We start from the raw sequence: 17,793 nt of genomic DNA on the forward strand, positions 1-17,793 counted from the left end.
GGCGGCACGATGGGTACCTATTCCTCGATCTACAACCGCATTCAGATCCGCGGACCGTTCGATCCCGGCGTCCCGCTGAGAAACTCCAGCGACACGCGGATCCAGACCAAGACCTTCTCCTACTGGCTGGGAAAGATCGGCGATCCGCAGGTCGGACCGCTCTATCTCGGCTGGTCGGGGGCGGCGTCCCTCGCCTTCGGCTTCATCGCCATCGAGATCATCGGTCTCAACATGTGGGCCTCGGTCAACTGGGACCCCTACGCCTTCATCCGCAACCTCGCCTTCCTGTCCCTCGATCCGCCGCCGGCGGAGTACGGGCTCAACCCGCTGGTCCCGCTCGGCGATGGCGGCTGGTGGATCCTCGCCGGCTTCTTCCTGACCACCTCGATCATCCTGTGGTGGGTCAGAAGCTATACCCGGGCTCGGGCCCTGGGCATGGGCACCCATACGTCCTGGGCCTTCGCCTCGGCGATCTTCCTCTACCTCTCGCTCGGCCTGTTCCGGCCGATCCTGATGGGCTCGTGGTCGGAGGCCGTGCCCTTCGGCATCATCACCCATCTGAACTGGACCGCCTCGGTCTCGGTGCTTTACGGCAACTGGTACTACAACCCCTTCCACATGCTCTCGATCGTCTTCCTCTATGGCTCCACCATGCTGTTCGCGATGCATGGCGCGACGATCCTGGCCGTGTCCCGCTTCGGCGGCGAGCGCGAGGCCGAAGAGATCGTCGATCGCGGCACGGCCGCCGAACGCGGCGCGCTGTTCTGGCGCTGGACGATGGGCTTCAACGCCACCTTCGAGTCGATCCACCGCTGGGCCTGGTGGTTCGCCGTACTGACGACCTTCACCGGCGCGATCGGCGTCCTCCTCACGGGAACGGTGGTCGACAACTGGTACCTGTGGGGCGTCAAGCATGGCATCGCGCCCGAATACCCCTCGGTCTATCCGGCCTATCCGATCCCTGACGAAGCAGTGCGGAGTATGGTCCAATGAGCGCCCGTTACACACGCAACAGCCCCATCATCGTGGGCGTCCTCGCGGCCGCGCTCGTTCTCATCGGCCTTGCCGTGCCACCCTGGGTCTTTCCCCCGATCAAATCGGTGGAGACCGGGCCCGCAGCGATTGAAATGGTCCAGTTCATCGACGCCGATCGCGAACTGCCGTACGACTTCCGCCCGGAACCTCTGGAGCCGGCCGATAACACCGACAGCCCTTTGGCCAGCGAGGTCTACCAGAACGTCCAGGTACTGGGAGAATTGACGGACGCGGAATTTACCCGCCTCATGCTCGCCATCACCGAATGGGTGTCTCCCGAGCAGGGTTGCGAATACTGCCATGATCTGACGTCGGAAGAGGGCTTTGCCAGCGACGACGTCTATACCAAAGTGGTGGCGCGCAACATGCTGCAGATGGTCCGCCACATCAACACGAACTGGCCCGAGCACGTCGCCCCGTCAGGCGTCACCTGCTACACCTGCCACCGCGGCCAGAATGTCCCGCCCTGGAGTTGGTACGACCAGAACCGGCCCGGCGGCGACCAGTTCATGGGCAAGCCCCGGCCCTGGCATCTCGAGGCCAAGACCATCCGCCAGTTCTTCCCGACGGTTCCTTACGCGGAATATCTGATGGAAGAACATGCGAGCGCTCAGATCCAGTCGGCGGATCCGCTCGTCTCTCGCACCGGCGGGGCCGAGGTCGCGTTGGAGCAGCAGGCCGAGGATCTCTATCTCTTCATGATGCAGATGGCGAACTCGATGAACGTCAACTGCACCTACTGTCACAATTCCCGCGCCTTCCGCGACTGGTCGCAGTCCACCCCCTATCGCTGGATCGCCTATTGGGGCATCCGGATGACGCGGGACATCAATTCCAACTACATCCAGCCCTTGGCGTCGGTGTTCCCCGACAACAGGCTCGGGCCCCTCGGCGATCCGGCCAAGGCCCATTGCGGCACCTGCCACCTCGGCAACAACAAACCGCTCGGCGGCTATGAACTGCTGGATCATTATCTCGTCGGTCTGACCGAAAACGGCGAAGCGCCGGATCCGGCACCGAAACAGGCGATCATCCTCGGCGAGGCGCAACCGACGGCGGTCACCGGCGAAAACCAGACCGCCGAAGAGCCGGCACCGGCACCGGTCTCCGAGGAGGCGATCGAGCAGTCCGTCGCTCCGGGCGAAGGCGGGAGCGGCCAGGGCGACGGGGTAGACTACAACTCGCAGGAACAGCCGGCAGATACCGGGGGCAACACCGATCTCGGTGGAACCGTCGAACCGATCCCCCAGGACGAAAGCGTCAATCCGCCGTCCTCCGAACCGACCGGGACGGAGGCACCGCAGGGCGCAGCGCCGAGCCAGGTCGACCCGGATTCGCCGGATGCGACGATGGAAGGCGAAGGCACGGCGGATGCTCCTTCGACCGGCCAGCCGCCGAGCAACCCGCTGCCCGAGGACAGCGCACCTGCGAGGACCGAGCCTGAGCCTGCCAGTGGCGAGGGCGAGACCTCCGACAGTGCAGGTCAAGCCGCCACGACCCGCGGCCCTGCACAGGGAACCACGACCCGGTTCGACTGACGGCCTCGGAAAACCATACGATCCTCTGGAATGGCCGGGCCGCCATAGCGGTCCGGCCTTCCTTGTAACGGCAGGTCTTGGATCGCAGGAAAAGGCGACCGGTCCCTGTGTCCGCCGTAACGGGCTCCGTTCCGGGTCATGGTCGGAAGAACTTGGGCCCCTATGATTCCGACTCGTTCCCGCGGTCGCTCGGCCACGAGGTCGGGCTTTCGAGCAGGCTTCCCATGAATCTGCGCCGACACCTGAAATCGCTGAAGACCGCCGTCGGCGTCGAAGAGAGCCCCGCGCAGATCTCCAAGGAGCGATCAAGTCCCGCCAAGCTCCTTCTGCTCGGCTATCTTTCCTATGTCGTCGCAGGCTGGATAGTCCTCAGCCTGCCCATCTCGCAGGCCCAACCGCTCGGTTCGCTCGACACGCTGTTCACGGCGGTCTCGGCGGTCTCGACAACAGGCCTGACCTCGATCGACACCGGCGCCAGCTACACGCTGATCGGCCAGGTCGCGATTCTTCTGATGTTCCAACTCGGCGGCATCGGCTACATGACCGTCAGTTCCTTCGCCTTTCTCTCGGTCAGCGATCGGCTCAATCAGACCCAGGAACAGACCGCGCGAACAGCCTACTCCCTGCCGAACTGGCTTTCATCGAAGCTGTTCATCCGATCCGTGGTGCTGTTCACGCTCGGCTGCGAAGCCGCCGGGGCGCTGGCGCTCTTTCTGCTGCTGCGCGATGCGGGTGATCCCGCGCCGATCTGGAGCGCCATCTTCCATGCGGTCTCGGCGTTTTGCACTGCCGGCTTCAGCCTCAACGCGGAAAGTTTCGTCCCCTATGCCGACGACGTCGGCATCAATCTGGTGCTGTCCATCCTCAGCATACTGGGCGCCATGGGCTTCATCGTTGTCGCCGATGTCATGCGACGGATCGGCGGCAATGCGCGGCATTTCGGCTTCACCACCAAGATCATCGTCCGCACGACGCTCCTGCTACTGCTGATCGGAACAGTCCTGATCTTTCTGGCGGAGCCCATGCTCGACACGGTTGCCCCTGCGGACCGTCTGCTCATCGCCTTCTTCCAGGCGATGACCGCTTCGACAACTGTCGGCTTCAACACGATCGACATCTCGGGCATCGGCAATGCGACCGCCATGGTGCTGATGGTCCTGATGCTCATCGGCGCCTCACCCGCCGGAACGGGCGGTGGCATCAAGACCACGTCCTTTGCCGCGATGCTGGCTCTCGCCCATTCGACCCTGAAGGGCCGTGATGCGGTCATGTTCTTCGGCCGAAAGATGCTCCCGGCCCAGGTTCAGGCCGCGGCCACGACCTTCATCTCCTATATCGGCATGCTCTGCGTCGCGCTGTTCTTCCTGTCCCTCACGGAACACGGCGTGCGCTTCGAGATTGTCGCCTTCGAAGCGGTGTCGGCGATCGGCACGGTCGGGCTTTCCATGGGCCTGACGGACGAGCTCTCCGTCCTCGGCAAGCTGATCATCATCCTGCTGATGTTCGCAGGCCGCCTGGGCATCCTGACCTTCGGTCTGGCCTTGACCGTTCCCGATGACGGCGAGGAGACGAAGGGCGACAACGAACTCGCGCTGTGACCATCTCGCCGCCCGGCGTCACTCGATCGGCACCACCACGAAGCGGACATCGCCATTCGGCGCCTGAAGCAGCAGGAGGGCGTTCCGCCGACCCTCCTCTTTCAGCTTGGCGATCTTCTCCTCAACCTCCGCTGCGCTCGAAACGGTTTCCTGCGCGACTTCGGTGATCAGCATGCCGGCTTCGACGCCCTTTTCGGCCGCGCCGGAATTCGCTGCCACGTCGGTCACCACGACGCCGGTCGCGTCAGCGGCCAGCTTGAACTCGGCCCGCAGTTCCTCATCGAGATCGGCGAGCGTCATGCCAAGCGTCTGGATTCCGCCCTCGGCGTCCGTGTCTTCGGCGGTCGCGCTCTCGTCGCCGCCATCGGCCTCGGCCAGCAGCTTCTCGCCATCTTCGAGACGACCCAGCGTGACCTCCACCTCGCGCTCGCGCGCCGGTTCGCTGCGCGATTCCTTGCGCAGGATCTTGATCGTCACGGTCTTGCCGACCGGTGTCTCCGCCACCATACGAGGCAGGTCGTTGGAGCCTTCGACCGGACGCCCGTCGAAGGCCACGATCACGTCGCCGACCTTCAGGCTGCCATTGTCCGAAGGGCCCCCGTCGACCACGCCCATCACCACGGCACCCTGGGCATCCTCGATGCCGAGGCCTCGGGCGATATTGTCGTTCAGGGCCTGTAGACGAATGCCCAGCCAGCCCCGACGGGTCTCGCCGAATTCGCGCAGCTGGTTGACGACATTGACCGCGAGCTTGGACGGGATCGAAAAGCCGATGCCAATCGAGCCCCCGGTCGGCGAGATGATCGCCGTATTGATGCCGATGACGTCGCCATTCATGTCGAACAGCGGGCCGCCCGAATTGCCTCGATTGATCGCCGCGTCCGTCTGGATGAAATTGTCGTAGGGCCCAGCATTGATGTTGCGGCCCCGCGCCGAGACGATCCCGACCGAGACGGAACCGCCCAGACCGAAGGGATTGCCGATCGCCATCACCCAGTCGCCGATGCGAAGACTTTCCGAATCGCCGAACTTCACGAAGGGCAGCGGCTCCTCGGACTCGACCTTCAGCACGGCGATGTCGGTCTTCGGGTCCGTGCCCAGCAATTCGGCGTCGAGCTGGTCGCCATTGGCGAAATTCACCGTAATCGTGTCGGCGTCGCCGATGACGTGGTTGTTGGTGATGACGATGCCGGACGGATCGATGACGAAGCCGGAGCCTAGGGACTGGGCGCGACGCTCGCCCGGCCCCCGCCTGTCGCGCAGGAGGTCGTCGAAGAAGTCCTGGAGCGGGGAACCTTCCGGCGCTTCGAGAGGCGGAATGCCGCGACCCGGACGCTCCACGCCCTGGGCTGTCGAGACGTTGACCACCGCATCGAGAAGCGATTCGGCAAGATCGGCGACCGAGACCGGTCCATGTTTTGCCGAGGGCGATGTCTGGATCGTCGTTGGCGCCGTCGCGGCTGAATCGGGCAACGGTTCGGGATCCTGAGGCTCCTGCGCCTCGCCGGTCTCCCCATCCGTCGGCGGGACCGGCAGGACGGGCACATCCTCGGCCGTCCCCGCCTCCGGGGCGGGCGTGTCCGGTTCAACCGTCTGAGCGTTGGCAAGAGAAGCCATGGAAAGGAGCAGGCTGGCCGTCAAGACGGAGATCGACGCTCGCGCGCGCTGGGCAATCATCGCGAATCCTTAATCGTCATGCCGCTTGAACGACCTCGCGTCGCACTTGCGGCCGGTAACCATCACGGGAGCGGAGAATTGAGACTGAATCAAGGGGCTTTGCCGCCGCTTGAGAAATGGTGATCGCTTCCGAGCGTGCGAACAGGCTCATCTGCGGCAGGAACGCCCGCCCTTTCGCGAAAGACCTGCGCTTCTTCGCCGCGCATCCGACTTTCGCTCACCCTCGAACGATCCACACGACGCCGACCCCGAGACACACCGCGACCAGGCCTCCGATTCGCAGGCGGTCGGGAGAGGCTTGCGAGGCCGCTTCGGCCATCCTGCGGGCCAGCCCGGGAAACAGGCAATAGACGATGCCCTCGATCACGAGAAGGAGACCGAGGGCATCGAAGAAGTCGCGCATCTACTGAACCGCGGTGCTGGCCGTGTCGTTGTTCGCGGCTTCCGCCTGGCCGCTATTCGCGGTCGGATCCGGCTCGCTCGCCGGCTCCGCAGCGGCGGCGGCCTCCGGCTCCGTCGCTGGCTCTCCAGCGTCGGCCGATTGCGGTTCGGGTGCGGGCTCCGAAATGGACGAGTCCGGCTCGGTGGCCTCCGGCACATTCAGCGTACCCTGAACCGGTTCCTCGGCATCAGGCTGCGCCGCATCCCCCGCCGATTGCGCCGCGTCGGGCTGGCTGGCAGCCGCGCCACCGCCATCCGGACTGGTCGCTTCCGGCTCGGCGAGCCCCGGAATCTGAGAGGGAACGCCCTCCGGCAGATCCTCGCGATCGCGCTTGAAGTAGCGGAAGAATTCCGAATCCGGCGAAAGCACCATGGTCGTACCGGAATTCTGCAGCGCGGTGCGATAGGCCTGCATCGAGCGGTAGAAGTCGAAGAATTCCGGATCGCGACCAAAGGATTCGGCGAAGATGCGGTTGCGCTCGGCGTCGCCCTCACCCTTCAGGATCTCTGCGTCCTTGCGCGCGGCCGAAACCGTCTCGACGACCTCGCGGTCGGCAGCGGCCCGGATTTCACGCGCCGCGACCTGGCCACGTGCACGAAGCCGCTCGGCTTCAGCCAGACGCTCGGCCTGCATGCGCTCATAGGTCTGCTGCGAGACTTCCTGAGTGAGGTCCGTACGCCTGATGCGAACGTCGTCGATTTCGATTCCGAGACTTCCCGCATCGGCCCGGATCTGATCGCGCACCTGGCGCATCATCTCGCCGCGCTCATCGGACAACGCCGCTTCGAAACCGCGCAGACCGTAGACCCGGCGAAGGGCAGCGTCGAGGCGGGTCCGCAGGCGCTGCTCAGCCTGCAGTATCGAGCCCGACACCGTCTGACGGAATTGTGCCGCATCCGCGATGTTGTAGACCACGAACGCGTCGACCTCATAGAACTTGCCGCCGGACACCTGGACGCGGATATCGTCCAGATCGAAACGCAGGAGCCGGTCCGGCAGTTTCTGGACGTTGTCTGCGCCAGCAAACGAGAATGGCAGCTTGAAGTACAGACCGGGATCGTCGACGACGCGGCGGATCTCGCCGAAGCGCAGAACGATCGCCTGCTCCTTTTCATTGACCACGAAGATCGCGTTCCACAGAAGCAGGACGCCGATCGCCGCGGCAATGATTATGGCGTAGAAGCGGTTGGCCATCAGTTGCTCCCTCCCTGGTTCGCAACGCCCTGCCGGCTCGAGTTGCGGCCAAGTTCGTTCAGCGGGAGATAGGGAACGACGCCCTGTCCTTCGCCGTCCACGTTGCGCTCGAGAATGACCTTGTCGGATTCGCGCAAGACGTTCTCCATCGTTTCGAGGAACAGGCGCTTGCGCGTCACGTCCGGCGCCTTGGCATACTGGTCGAGGATCAGCGAGAAGCGCTGCGCCTCACCGGACGCTTCCTGCACCACGCGGTCCTTGTATGCGGCCGCATCTTCGCGGATCTGGGCCGCTTCACCGCGCGCCTGACCGGTCTGCTGGTTGCGGTAGCGATTGGCCTCTTCGACGAACCGGTCCTCGTCCTGCTCGGCACGCTGCACCTCGTCGAAGGCGTCGGCGACCTGCGTGGGCGGCGCGGCATCCTCGATCGAGATCGCGTTGATCCGCACGCCTGCGCCATATTCGTTGAGCGTGTCCTGGGTGATTTCCCGGACTTCCTCGGCGATTCCGGCGCGGTCGTCGCGGAAGACGTCCTGCACAGGGCGACGGCCGACCACTTCGCGCATGGCGCTTTCGGAAACCTGCTGCACCATCGCCACCGGATCGTCGACGTTGAACAGGAAGTTCTTCGGGTCGTCGACCTGATAGAGCACGGCGAACTGGACATCGACGATGTTCTGGTCGCCCGACAGCATCAGGCCGGAATTGTCGCCGCGCTGGTTCGAGCCGAGCGTGATCTGGCTCTCGACGACCGGGACGGTATCCACCGTCTCGAACGGCCAGAGCAGGAAGTGGAGACCCGGTCCGGACAATTCGGTCTTCGGCTTGCCGAAAAGCATCTCGACACCGACCTCGTCCGGCTGAACGGTGTAGACCGCCTTGAACAGCCAGAGCACCGCGGCACCGATGATGATGAGGAAAACCCAGCCGAAATTCGCAGCCCCGCCGCCGGACGAACCGCCGCCACCGGGCATGGCCCGCCGCAGTCGATCCTGGCCGCGCCGCAGAATATCCTCGAGGTCGGGCGAGTTGTTCCCGCCGCCGGTCGGGCGCGGTCCCTGCGGGCGCTGGCCCCAGGGTCCGCCATTGCCGCCGCCTTTCCAACCGCCGTTGCCGGTCTGATTGCTCCAGGGCATCGATGTCCTTTCAATGTACCGGGAAGAGCGAGTATCGAGCCTTTCGGAACTCGCGCTTGATATGTCTCAGCCCTTATAAGAACTGCGAAATTGGCTTTCAACGCATCCGCGACCTTTTCGCACTCGATGATCAGACTTCGCCGCAGGATCGCGTTGCATTTGGCTCAATTTGTGGACCTGCTGGCCGGAGTATTGCGTCGCCGATAGACGACGAAGCGCGTCTCGGCACTGTCACGCTCCCCGCGTTCGAGCGTTTCGGAACGGATTTCGTCCCATTCGGCCGGATCGATTGCCGGAAAGGTCGCGTCTCCCTTGGGCGAGGTCATGACTTCGGTGACGTAGAGTGTCTCGATCTCGTCGAAGAATAGCCGGTAGATCTCTCCGCCCCCGGCGATCACGATTTCGTCGGCGCCACGTGTTTCCGCGCAGGCCCGGGCGATCGCGAGCGCCTCCGTCGCCGTAGCGGCAAGGTGGGCGCCTTCGAACACGCCCTTGCCCTGTCGAGACAGGACGATCGTGTCCCGGCCGTCCAGCACCCGGCCGATCGAATCAAGCGTCTTGCGCCCCATGATCATCGGCTTGCCCATGGTCAGGCGGCGATACCGCTTGAGATCGCTCGGCACGCGCCATGGCATCTCTCCACCGCTGCCGATCACGCGGTTTTCGGCCATGGCCACGACCGCGACCAGAGGAATCGTATCGCTCAAACCGCCACCTGCGCCTTGATATGCGGATGCGCCTCGTAGCCTTCGATGGCGATGTCTTCGAAGCGAAAGCCGAACAGATCGGTCACCCCCGGATCGAGCTTGAGCCGCGGCAGGGGCAAGGGCTCGCGGGAGAGCTGCAATCGCGCCTGGTCGAAATGATTGTTGTAGAGATGGGCATCGCCCAGCGTGTGGACAAAATCGCCCGGCTCCAGTTCGCAGACCTGCGCGACCATGGCGGTCAGCAGCGCATAGGAGGCGATGTTGAACGGAACACCGAGAAAGATGTCGGCCGAACGCTGGTAGAGCTGGCACGACAGCCGACCATCCGCCACGTAGAACTGGAACAGGCAGTGGCACGGTGGCAGCGCCATCTCGTCGACCAGCGCCGGGTTCCAGGCCGAAACGATCAGCCGGCGTGAATTGGGCGTGGTGCGAATGGACTCGACCACCTTGGCGATCTGATCGATATGGCCACCATGATAATCGGGCCAGGAACGCCACTGCGCGCCGTAGACCGGGCCGAGGTCACCGTTCTCGTCCGCCCATTCGTCCCATATGCGCACGCCGTTTTCCTTGAGATAGGCGATATTGGTGTCGCCGTTCAGGAACCAGAGAAGCTCATGGATGATGGAGCGCAGGTGAAGGCGCTTCGTCGTGACCAGCGGAAAACCCGCCGACAAGTCGAAGCGCATTTGATGGCCGAAGACCGAACGCGTCCCGGTGCCCGTCCGGTCGCCCTTGTCGGCGCCGGTCGCAAGCACACGGTCGAGGAGTTCGAGATACTGCTTCATTCGGGTTCTGCTGTCCCCTCGTCGCGCATCCGCATTCAGAAAGCGGCGCCGAAGCACATCGCAAGCGCCGCGGGCCGCCCCATCGGAAACGGCATCGATTCCGCAAAGCCGGGCGCGAGTCGAGACTGCGACCTGTTGGCCGTCGGGTTTTCCAGCGCTTTCCACCCGCATGGTCAACGCACGCAGGAGTCGCGGGGCGGGTGATCTAGCTTCAGAGACTGTCGATCTTGCCGAGATGATCCGCCGCCAGATAGTAGACGACGAGGCGGCTCTTGGCCCGCTCGCCCCGCATTGCCTCGAGCGCGGCGTCTACAGCCCCTTTCGCCGCCTCGGCGGATACGGCGCAGGCTTTTTCGACCCAGGCCGCAGCGCGCTCGACCTCCTTCGGATCGGTCGCAGCGACCATGGCTGCATCCGGTTTGCGCAGCACCAGTGACAGCCTGCGCTCGAGCTTCTTCACCACCTCTTCGCTCGCCTGCGGCCGATATTCGCGAACCTTCGCCAGATAGTCCATTTGCTCCTCCCGGGACATTAGCCGGCCAAGGATAGAACGAATCAAGTCCGAAAGACAGGAGAAGCGCGCCGCTCCTCTTTTCACGCCAGACCAAAGCCCTTATATTCGCGCCTGCCGGTCATTCGGCCGGCTATGGCGATAAACGTTCGATGGAATAAACCTTTCGGACCCGGGGGCGGTACCCGGCGCCTCCACCATTTTCCATCTTTTCCGGGATGGCAAGTGGCGGGGGCGAAATAGGATCGACGAGGGTGTAAAGATCGAATTTTCGCTCGGCATGGTTCCGCCGTTATCGGGCCGTACAAATAGTTGCCAACGACAACTATGCGGAAGCACGTCTCGCTGCGTAAGCAGCGCGAACGCTTCAATTCAAGTCCTGAGGGTTCGCACTCTTAGGCGGGGCTCGGAGGCGCCTGGCAACAGAAGCCTCCACTTTTGTGAGTTGATGCGTCGGCCAGGCCGTACGGATCGTCGGGGGAACGTGAAGGTCGGAACGCCGCAATGGGCCAGGACTTAATCCGCTACGATGTTCTCGCACAGGATGCGCTGCGCGGCGTGATCCGCAAGGTGCTGGGCGAGGTCGCGAAGACTGGCTTGCCTGGCGAACATCATTTCTTCATCACCTTCCTGACCACGGCCCCGGGCGTGCGGATATCGTCAAGGCTTCGGGAGAAGTACCCCGAACTGATGACGATCGTCATCCAGCATCAGTATTGGGATCTCAACGTCACCGACACGGGTTTCGAGGTGGGGCTGTCCTTCTCCGACATTCCCGAGCGCCTGCTCGTCCCGTTCAGCGCGGTGCGCGGCTTCTACGATCCCGCCGTGAATTTCGAACTCGAATTCGACGTTCAGAACGCCGAAGCAGCGGATGATGAGGCGGATGAAACGGCTTCCGCGCCGACACCGCTTGCGCAGCCCGTATCGATCGGCCCCTCCAGATCGGCCGAGGAAGCGGGAGACGACGAGGGCGAAGACGCAGAGACCGAACGCCGGGACGCGGAAGTCGTCTCACTCGACGCGTTCCGCAAGAAGACCTGAATCACGCCGGAATCGGGAATGGCCGAGATCGTCAATCTGCGGCAGGCCCGCAAGGCGCGAAAGCGTCAGGACGAGGCGCAAAGGGCCGAGGAGAACCGCAAGCGGTTCGGCCGGACGAAGTCCGAGAAGACCCTGCAATCCCGTGAGGCGCAACGCGCCGAAGCGCTTCTCGACGGAGCGAAACGTGAAGTGCCTTCGATCGTCGGTGCTCCGACGCCTTCCGGTGGGATGCGTGATGAGCGGCACGAAGACGATGCCGACAACGGTCCCGCCACTTCGTGACAATCGTCAAGCGTTCCATCTCGATCAGCGGTCATTCGACATCGATCAGTGTCGAGGAAGCATTCTGGAACGGTCTGCGCGACATCGCCGAGCGGCAGGAAACCTCGATCGCCCGGCTCGTCGCAGCGATCGATGCCGAGCGCGATACGCAGACCAACCTTTCCTCGGCCATCCGTCTGTTCGTCTTCGATGACGCCTTGCGCCGGGCCGAGCGGATCGAGGACGGAGGTCCGTCCGACTGAGACGAGCCTGTCGCCCCGCCGTATCATTCCTGAACGCATACCGGCCGCCGGTAAGCCAAGGCCGGCCGACGGCCCCGTCAGAACTCGAGCGGATTGCTGACGCCCGGCAGTGAGGGAAATTCCTTGTTCGTCCCACCATCCGCAGCCGGTGGCGGGTCGAAGTTGAGCGTGGCCGGCGATCCGCCGGACCCGTTGCGCGACGGCTCCGGCGTCGGCTGGTTTCGTCGCTGCGCCGCGTTCTCTCGATTTGCGGCTTGCTGGGCCCGCCTCTTCGCGGCTTCGGCCTCGTCCCGACGTGCCTGTTCTTCGGCCGCGCGCTGGGCAGCCGCCTGCTCTTCCGCTTGCCGCCGTTCCTCGGCTGCGCGGGCGCGCTCGGCCGCGACGGTTTCCCGCCATCGATAGAAGCGCGCCTCGCGGCGCAGCCGAAGCTTTTCTTCCAGGCTTTCCTGCATGGCTTCGACGCGCGCCTGCTCGCGCTCCAGCGCCCGCACTGACAGGTAATTGGTCAGACCGGTCGCATCCAGCTGCAGTTCCGGCTGCGAGAGGCGACCGGCCAGTGCGTAGTTGACTACGGGCTCAGCCCCTTCCACACGGTCGACGCCGGGATCGATCGCCAGCCGCATGTCCCCGTCGAGACCGAGATCGGACAGATCCAGGCTCGCGTCGATGGTAAGCTGGGTGTCTCCCTCATCCAGCGTGACGGGTGCGAAGCGGATCGTTCCACCGGCGACGGTGAATTCCGTCTCGGCCTCTTCCACCGGAAAGGCGCGGCCTTTGCTGATCGTCCTAAACGTCTCGGCCGTTTCCGCCTGCGGCCTGAAATCTTCGGAATCCGCAGCGGCGAGAAGCGGTTGCAGGGTGTTCTGGCCAACACCGGGCAATTTTATGCCGCGAACCGTCACGCTGCCCGCCCCCGTCGTCGCCGAAACAAGCGCCTGATAGGACTGGCCGCTGCTTTCGAGGCGGATCTCTCCGCTCATCTGGGCTGGATCATCGGAGCTGGCGGCTGCCGGGAAAAGCCCCGCGAGATCGATGTCCTGTGCCAGGGCGACGAGGGAGAAGCCGCCGAGACCGCCGGTGTTGCGCAGGGTGGCCCGTGCCGTCAGCGGCGCCCCATCATACTGCGCCTTCATGGCGGAGAGCGATACTTCGGAACCGGAGAGCGCGAGATCGGCCGAGACGTCGGACAGTGCCGTCGCCCCCAGCGTCATGCGATCGGCCGTCAGATTCAAAGCCGCCTCCACCGGAGGCAGCAAGGCCGGCCGGAACGATTCCGACGACCAGTCGACCATTCCGGCGACATCCAGCAGAGGGCGGCCGTAGACGAGATTGGCGACCCACGGCAGCGACAGTTCCGACACATGGACATTGCCGCCGAGCGGCTCCTCCGGCCGCTTGTCCAACGCCGCCGAAAGCGAGACATCGGCGATCGTTCCGCCGAGATCGGGCAGATGCCAGCCGCCGTCCTGATAGATCAGCCCGCCACTGACGGAGACGGGGACGATGTCGAAGGATTGCCCGAGATCCACCGCCAGCGCGCGCAGCCAAGGCCCCGCATCGTCGCTGTTCACATAGACGGACAGATCGGCCCCGGTGACGCCGCCGGGGGTCACCTCCAGAACGCCGTCCACGCTGACTTCGTTTCCGGGCGCACGCAGGGTAGCGCTCGTCACCGCCGGCCCCGTCTCGGCGGCCGAGAGCGAGAGTTCGGCTTCGAGCGGCGATGGCGGCGAGACGTCCACGGCGGAAATGCCGAGCTGGCCGAGGAGCACCGTCGGCCGGTCGTTCTTGAGCTGAAGATCGAGGCCGAACCGGCCGCTCTCGGTGCGCGCATAGATGCCATTCTCGATGGCCGAGGACATGTCGATGCGGGTGCCGTCGGCCGTGCCGCGCATGCGCACGAGCAGTGTCGGGCGCTTGCCGTCCTCGCCTTCCACCGCCTCGACTTCGCCGGAGAGATCGAGGGGCGACAGGCGATTGGCCCGCTCCGCCAGCACCTCGATCAGGGGAATGCCGGGGCGGACCCGCCTCAGAAAGTCAAAGAAGCGATCCGGATCCTGCGATTCGAGCGCCACCTTGAGCCTGCCCTTGGCATCGCCGCCGTCGAGATCCGACAGGGTGCCGGAGGAGGTGACGCGCGCGCCGGCCAGTCCTTCGATCACCAGCTCGTCGACGGTCAGCGTCCCGCCATCGAAGCTGAGATCGGCGTTCACGCTGTCGGCCGCCGCATCGGCAAAGGTAATCGGGCCAGCATCGAGGGCAATGTCGAACCGGTCGGCCTCGGCCAGGGAATCATCGCGCCCGGTGAAGAGCCGGGACAGCGCCAGGACCGCGTCCAGATCGACCCGTTCGCCCTGAAGGTCGGCCGTAATCTTGGTGTGATCTTCCGCCCGCACCCGCGCGATCTGGCCGCTGATCTCGTCCCCGCCGACATCGACCTCGAGATTCTCGAAGATCTGCCTGTCTGGCGATAGGGTCGTCTGGGCAGAGAAACCGGCACGAGACAGCGTCCTGACGGCCGGATCGATCGTGCCGGTCAGCCAGTCCGAAAAGCCAGAGGGCTGTTGCGAGGCCACCAACAGGCGACCCGAGAACTCGAAATCCTTGTCGAGACCGACATCTCCGGCCGCTTCGATGCGGGTGCGCCCCGGCAGTTCGGCGGCGAAGCTGTCGAGCCGCCAGCCGGTCGGTTGCGGGCGGGCCACGAGCGCAACATCGCGAATCGTCGTGTCTCCCGCCGTCACCACCGGCAGGGACAGCGCGATCGTCCCGTCGATCGTCGGCCTTGGAACATCGGCAAGGACCGCGCGCATGGCTTCGATCCGGCGGGAAAGCCCGAGCCGCTCAGCATCCGGATCATCCTTGGCCACCGCGCCGGGCGGCAAAGCCTCTTCCTCGGCGTTCAAGGCATCGACATTGACCTGCTCGCCCTCAAGCTCCAGGGCGAAGCTCGGCTCGGCCCCGTAGTCGAGACTTCCGCTTCCCGTCAGAATGTAGGGTTGAGTTCCCCCGCCCGCCTGCATACGCAGCTCGGACACTTCAGCACGATCGGCGGTCAGGCGAATGTTGCCGCCGGCACGCAGCGGCGCTACCGCCGGCTCGGCCTCGGTCATGCTCGGCTGTCCGCGCTCCTGCGGGTCGAGGGAATCGAAAGGATTGGCCTGTTCTTCCGCCTGCGCATCGAGGACCTGATCGGGTACGGGCCGGATCAATCCGAAGCTGCCGGCAAATCCGGGTACGGAATTCGCGGCCGTCGCCGTGCCATCCAGAATGATCCTGGTATCCAGCGCATCGTTGGCCGCTGTGACGCGGACCGGCATGCTGCCATCGTCCTGCGGCAGGCCGGTGCGGACGTCGAACACCACGCGCTGGCCGTCGACCGTGAAGGAGCCCGTCCCATCGACCGGACCAGCCAGAGATTCCGCCGAAAGCGTCGCGTCGATATCGAGGAGAGTCTTGGTCCGCCCGATGCTCTCGTCATCGATGATGACGGTGCCGTCCTCGATGACCACATTCTCGAGAACGACGGTCGCACCGGTCGGGATCTCCGGATTGTCGACGACCCAGCGAATGCTTTCGTCCGCGCGGATCGGCAGACGCACCGTCGGCCGTTCCAGCGCCATCGAATAGATGAAGATCTCGCCGGAGAGATAGGGCGCGAGTTCCGCGTCCATGCGAAAGCGGTCGACAGTGAGAAGCGCCTCGCCTTCCGGACCTTTGACTTCGACCTCGTCGAAGGTCACGGAGGGAAAGGGCAGAAGCCGGGCCGAGGCGGCCCCCTTCACCGTCACCTCGCGGCCGAGGATCTTCGAGGCCTCGCGCTCGAAATCGGCGCGATAGGCCGTCCAGTCGATGAAATACGGCGCCACCAGCGCTCCCAGGAGCGCCAGCACCAACAATCCACCAAACAGGACGAATGCCCGGACCAGAACCCTTCTCCTTCCGCAATCTCTCCCGGTAGACGGCCATCGAGGCCGAGGAAGCGAAAATCACGCAGAGTCTAGCACAGGACGACAGCTTGAACCTGAAAGGCCGAAGCCTGCGCATGATCGCGCCGACAGGATAGGCCAGAACAGACCCGGAATGTCGAGGGGGTTTTGTTGCGTCACAACATGAAGATTTTGCCAGGATTGAGAATGTCTTGCGGATCGAGCGCCCGCTTGATCGTTCGCATCACGTCGACGGCGTCGCCGAGTTCGGCGTTCAGATAGCGGCGCTTGCCCTGGCCGACGCCGTGTTCGCCAGTGCAGGTGCCATCCATGGCGACGGCGCGCTCCGCCAGTCTCGCCATGAACCCCTCGGCCGCCTCGATCTCGCGCTCGTCCTCCATGTCGAGGAGCAGGGTGACGTGAAAATTGCCGTCGCCCACATGACCGATGATCGGGCCGATCAGGCCGTTTTCGTCCAGGTCCGCCTGGGTTTCGCGAATGCACTCGGCCAGCCGCGAGACCGGCACACACACGTCGGTGGCGATCGCCCGGCAGCCCGGCCGCAGTTGCACCGTCGCCCAATACATGTCGTGGCGCGCCTTCCAGAGCTTGGCTCGTTCCTCCGTCCGCTGGGAAGCCTCCAGCGGACCGCCCCCGTTTTCCTCCGCGAGTATGCCGAACATCTCCGCCTGCTCGGCAACGCCGCTCGGCGAACCGTGAAACTCGACGAAGAGCGAGGGCGTCGCCGCGAGGTCGAGCTTAGCATAGGCGTTCGCGGCCTCCATCGAAGCCGCGTCGAGAAGCTCGATCCGCGCCACTGGAATCCCGCTCTGCACCGTCTGGATCACCGTGTTGCAGGCCGTTTCAACGCTCGGAAACGGACAGACGCCGGAGAGAATGGCTTCCGGAATGCCGTAGAGCTTCAGATTGATCTTGGTGATGATGCCGAGCGTGCCTTCCGAACCGACGAGGAGACGCGTCAGGTCGTATCCGGCGGATGTCTTCTTCGCCCGGCGCGCGGTGCGAATGATCCGCCCGTCGGCCATCACGGCCGTCACGCCGATCACATTGTCGCGCATGGTGCCGTAACGGACCGCATTGGTGCCCGAGGCGCGGGTCGCGGCCATGCCGCCGAGGCTCGCATTGGCGCCCGGATCGATCGGAAAGAACAGGCCAGTATCGCGCAGATGCGCGTTCAGCGCCTCGCGCGTCACGCCGGCCTCGACGGTGCAGTCGAGATCCTCGGCATTGACGGCAAGCACCTTGTCCATGCGCGAGAGATCGAGCGAGACACCGCCCTGCGGAGCGTTGATATGGCCTTCCAGCGAAGAGCCTGTGCCGAAGGCGATGATCGGCGTGTCGTGCTCGGCACAGATCGTCACGACCTTCTGCACCTCCGCCTCGGTCTCGGCGAAGACCACGACATCAGGAGCCTGATTCGGGATGTAGGTCGTCGTGTGGGCGTGGGCGCGGCGGACGTCCTCGCCGGTGACCGCGCGGTCCCCGAAGATCTGCTTGAGCGTGCTGACGGCTGTGGCGATGCCCGGCCGTTCGGCCGGTCTTTCGGCGAGAATGTCTTCCAGTGCCATGATCGTCCTTCCCAGGCCTTCCAGATCGCCAGCCTTGCCACACCGGCGAATCGTGCATGACCGAGGACGTCTCGCGTC

Annotated in this window: 14 protein-coding genes, 1 other RNA gene and 1 pseudogene; 7 read left to right on the plus strand and 9 right to left on the minus strand. The window is 64.5% G+C overall.

The features are described 5' to 3' along the window. Positions 1 to 9: 9 nt before the first annotated feature. The 3 genes from pufM to MF134_RS18550 all read left to right on the plus strand — a co-directional run bounded on the left by pufM (position 10) and on the right by MF134_RS18550 (position 4,171). On the plus strand, positions 10 to 993 hold the full coding sequence (pufM, locus tag MF134_RS18540) for a photosynthetic reaction center subunit M (RefSeq protein ID WP_255340972.1): 984 nt from the start codon (positions 10 to 12) through the stop codon (positions 991 to 993). Next, complete coding sequence (pufC, locus tag MF134_RS18545; RefSeq protein WP_255340973.1) at positions 990 to 2,573, plus strand: photosynthetic reaction center cytochrome PufC; 1,584 nt, start codon at positions 990 to 992, stop codon at positions 2,571 to 2,573. Before pufM ends, pufC begins: the two co-directional genes overlap by 4 nt. Positions 2,574 to 2,797: 224 nt before the next feature. After that, complete coding sequence (locus tag MF134_RS18550) at positions 2,798 to 4,171, plus strand: TrkH family potassium uptake protein (protein ID WP_255340974.1); 1,374 nt, start codon at positions 2,798 to 2,800, stop codon at positions 4,169 to 4,171. An 18-nt stretch (positions 4,172 to 4,189) separates the two neighbouring features. On the opposite strand, the gene MF134_RS18555 is transcribed toward MF134_RS18550, so the two are convergent. From MF134_RS18555 to MF134_RS18585, 7 genes and pseudogenes are all read right to left on the minus strand, one after another. After that, positions 4,190 to 5,848 carry a DegQ family serine endoprotease gene (locus tag MF134_RS18555; protein WP_255340975.1) on the minus strand — a complete coding sequence of 553 codons (1,659 nt, stop codon included), beginning with the start codon at positions 5,846 to 5,848 and terminating at the stop codon, positions 4,190 to 4,192. Positions 5,849 to 6,065: 217 nt separating this feature from the next. Continuing rightward, a complete protein-coding gene (locus MF134_RS18560) occupies positions 6,066 to 6,251 on the minus strand; it encodes a DUF2065 domain-containing protein (RefSeq protein WP_255340976.1) in 186 nt (61 codons plus the stop codon). Between the two features lie 243 nt (positions 6,252 to 6,494). Next, a pseudogene (gene hflC / locus MF134_RS18565) lies at positions 6,495 to 7,484 on the minus strand (protease modulator HflC); the annotation flags it as partial. After that, on the minus strand, positions 7,484 to 8,620 hold the full coding sequence (gene hflK / locus MF134_RS18570) for an FtsH protease activity modulator HflK (protein WP_255340977.1): 1,137 nt from the start codon (positions 8,618 to 8,620) through the stop codon (positions 7,484 to 7,486). The gene hflK and the pseudogene hflC, both read right to left, overlap by 1 nt. A gap of 164 nt (positions 8,621 to 8,784) precedes the next feature. After that, on the minus strand, positions 8,785 to 9,327 hold the full coding sequence (locus MF134_RS18575; RefSeq protein WP_255340978.1) for a dihydrofolate reductase: 543 nt from the start codon (positions 9,325 to 9,327) through the stop codon (positions 8,785 to 8,787). Then, positions 9,324 to 10,118: a thymidylate synthase gene (locus MF134_RS18580; protein WP_255340979.1), complete on the minus strand. Its 795-nt coding sequence runs from the start codon at positions 10,116 to 10,118 to the stop codon at positions 9,324 to 9,326. The genes MF134_RS18575 and MF134_RS18580 overlap by 4 nt, the downstream gene beginning before the upstream one ends. 211 nt (positions 10,119 to 10,329) lie before the next feature. Beyond that, the gene (locus MF134_RS18585; RefSeq protein ID WP_255340980.1) at positions 10,330 to 10,632 is read right to left on the minus strand and encodes a DUF2853 family protein; all 303 of its coding nucleotides are present in this window, start codon (positions 10,630 to 10,632) and stop codon (positions 10,330 to 10,332) included. A gap of 73 nt (positions 10,633 to 10,705) precedes the next feature. On the opposite strand from MF134_RS18585, the gene ssrA reads away from it, so the two are divergent. From ssrA to MF134_RS18605, 4 genes are all read left to right on the plus strand, one after another. After that, positions 10,706 to 11,066, plus strand: a transfer-messenger RNA (tmRNA) gene (gene ssrA, locus MF134_RS18590). Positions 11,067 to 11,133: 67 nt separating this feature from the next. Then, positions 11,134 to 11,673 (plus strand): SspB family protein, encoded by a 540-nt coding sequence (locus MF134_RS18595; protein WP_255340981.1) that lies wholly within the window; start codon positions 11,134 to 11,136, stop codon positions 11,671 to 11,673. A gap of 18 nt (positions 11,674 to 11,691) precedes the next feature. After that, the gene (locus MF134_RS24090) at positions 11,692 to 11,955 is read left to right on the plus strand and encodes a DUF4169 family protein (RefSeq protein WP_369695438.1); all 264 of its coding nucleotides are present in this window, start codon (positions 11,692 to 11,694) and stop codon (positions 11,953 to 11,955) included. Then, positions 11,952 to 12,197, plus strand: coding sequence for a ribbon-helix-helix domain-containing protein (locus MF134_RS18605; RefSeq protein ID WP_255340982.1), 246 nt, complete (start codon positions 11,952 to 11,954; stop codon positions 12,195 to 12,197). The genes MF134_RS24090 and MF134_RS18605 overlap by 4 nt, the downstream gene beginning before the upstream one ends. Before the next feature lie 77 nt (positions 12,198 to 12,274). Here the strand turns inward: MF134_RS18605 and MF134_RS18610 are convergent, their stop codons facing one another. Then, positions 12,275 to 16,126, minus strand: coding sequence for an AsmA family protein (locus MF134_RS18610; RefSeq protein ID WP_369695439.1), 3,852 nt, complete (start codon positions 16,124 to 16,126; stop codon positions 12,275 to 12,277). A 176-nt stretch (positions 16,127 to 16,302) separates the two neighbouring features. After that, positions 16,303 to 17,715 (minus strand): FAD-binding oxidoreductase, encoded by a 1,413-nt coding sequence (locus tag MF134_RS18615; RefSeq protein ID WP_255340983.1) that lies wholly within the window; start codon positions 17,713 to 17,715, stop codon positions 16,303 to 16,305. Positions 17,716 to 17,793 lie beyond the last annotated feature (78 nt).

The sequence above is a fragment of the Jiella marina genome, assembly GCF_024359545.1.
Lineage (GTDB): Bacteria > Pseudomonadota > Alphaproteobacteria > Rhizobiales > Rhizobiaceae > Jiella.